Raw genomic sequence first — 1,679 nt, 5'->3', positions numbered from 1 at the left:
GCCTTCGCACGCGTACGCACCGGAGCATCTCGAACTGCACCTGCGCGACCCTCGTCCGGAGGACTTCGTCAATGCCGGTGCGGTGTTCGTCGGTGCGTACTCGCCCGTGAGTCTCGGGGACTACCTGGCCGGTAGCAACCACGTGCTCCCGACGGGCGGGCAGCCGCGGTACGCGGCGGGCCTGTCGGCGGCGACGTTTCTGCGTCCGCAGCAGGTCATCGTGTACGACCGCGAAGCGCTGCGGGCGGCCCACGACGACATCGTCGCGCTGGCGGTCGCCGAGGCGCTGCCGGCGCACGGCGAAGCGGTCACGGCGCGGTTCGCGGACCTTTCGGCGGGGGAGTGACGCGTGCATTGCCCGTTCTGCCGTCACGCCGATTCGCGCGTGATCGATTCCCGTACCAGCGATGACGGTCTCAGCATCCGCCGTCGCCGCCAATGTCCGCAGTGCGGAGGCCGGTTCACGACCGTCGAGACCGCCAGTCTCAACGTCATCAAGCGCTCCGGCGTCATCGAGCCGTTCAGTCGCGAGAAGGTGATGTCCGGCGTTCGCAAAGCCTGCCAGGGGCGCCCGGTGACCGAAGGCGATCTGGCGATGCTCGCTCAAGCGGTGGAGGAGGCGGTACGCCAGACCGGCGCGTCGCAGATCGACACGAACGAGATCGGTCTGACCATCCTCGGCCCGCTGCGCGACCTCGACGAGGTGGCCTATCTGCGCTTCGCCAGCGTGTACCAGGCTTTCGACTCGCTGGAGGACTTCGAGGCGTCGATCGCGCAGCTGCGTGCCGACCACGCGGCGGAGGCGACGGAGTAGTCACGGCCGTCGCGCGCCGGACGACCCTGGGGGCGCCCTAGGCTGAGATCCGATGTACGCCTTCATCTTCCGCACCGTCTTCGCGCACATGGACCCCGAGCGGGCCCACCACCTCGTCATCCCCGTCATCCGTGCATTCGGCATCTGGCCGCTGCGTCCGATCGTGCGGGCGCTGACGGCGCCGGACCCGTCCCTGCGCACGCGCGCCCTCGGGATCGACTTCGACTCGCCGTTCGGCGTCGCCGCCGGCTTCGACAAGAACGCCGTGATGAGTGAGGGCCTGTTCGCGCTCGGCTTCGGTCATGTCGAAGTGGGCACCGTGACGGCGGTGCCGCAGGAGGGAAACCCGCGTCCACGGCTGTTCCGCCTCATCGCCGACAGAGGCCTGATCAACCGCATGGGCTTCAACAACGCGGGCGCCTCGGCGGCTGCCCGCAGGCTCAGCCGATCGCGCCGTCGAGCCCACCGCGCCGTGCTCGGTGCGAACATCGGCAAGAGTCGCATCGTCGATGTCGAGCACGCCACGGCCGACTACGTCACCAGCACGAAGCTGGTCGCTCCGGTGGCGGACTACCTCGTCGTCAACGTCTCCTCGCCCAACACTCCCGGGCTGCGCGGACTGCAGGCTGTAGAGACGTTGCGCCCCCTCCTGGAGGCGGTTCGGGATGCCGCAGGCGCCACCCCCCTACTCGTGAAGATCGCCCCTGACCTCCCGGACGACGAGGTCGAGGCGGTGGCGCGCCTGGCGGTCGACCTCGGCCTGGNCGGGCTCATCGCGACCAATACGACGATTTCACGCGAAGGCCTCACGGCGGACGCCTCCGCGTTGCNGCGATGGGCGCGGGCGGCCTCTCCGGTGCCCGCT

At 69.6% G+C, this 1,679-nt stretch carries 2 protein-coding genes and 1 pseudogene; all 3 read left to right on the top strand.

Annotated features, from left to right (window positions below; all coding sequences use genetic code 11):
• Positions 1-346: histidinol dehydrogenase (locus I5I_RS06610; RefSeq protein ID WP_036317876.1), on the top strand; the 346-nt coding region annotated here is incomplete at its 5' end.
• 3 nt (positions 347-349) lie between these two features.
• Positions 350-814 carry a transcriptional regulator NrdR gene (gene nrdR, locus I5I_RS06605; protein ID WP_036288013.1) on the top strand — a complete coding sequence of 155 codons (465 nt, stop codon included), beginning with the start codon at positions 350-352 and terminating at the stop codon, positions 812-814.
• A gap of 52 nt (positions 815-866) precedes the next feature.
• A pseudogene (locus I5I_RS06600) lies at positions 867-1,679 on the top strand (quinone-dependent dihydroorotate dehydrogenase); the annotation flags it as partial.

It is taken from the genome of Microbacterium sp. B24 (genome assembly GCF_000333415.1).
Taxonomy (GTDB): Bacteria; Actinomycetota; Actinomycetes; order Actinomycetales; family Microbacteriaceae; genus Microbacterium.
The sequence above is the reverse complement of the archived record's forward strand: the minus strand, read 5'-3'. Positions and strand labels throughout refer to the sequence as shown.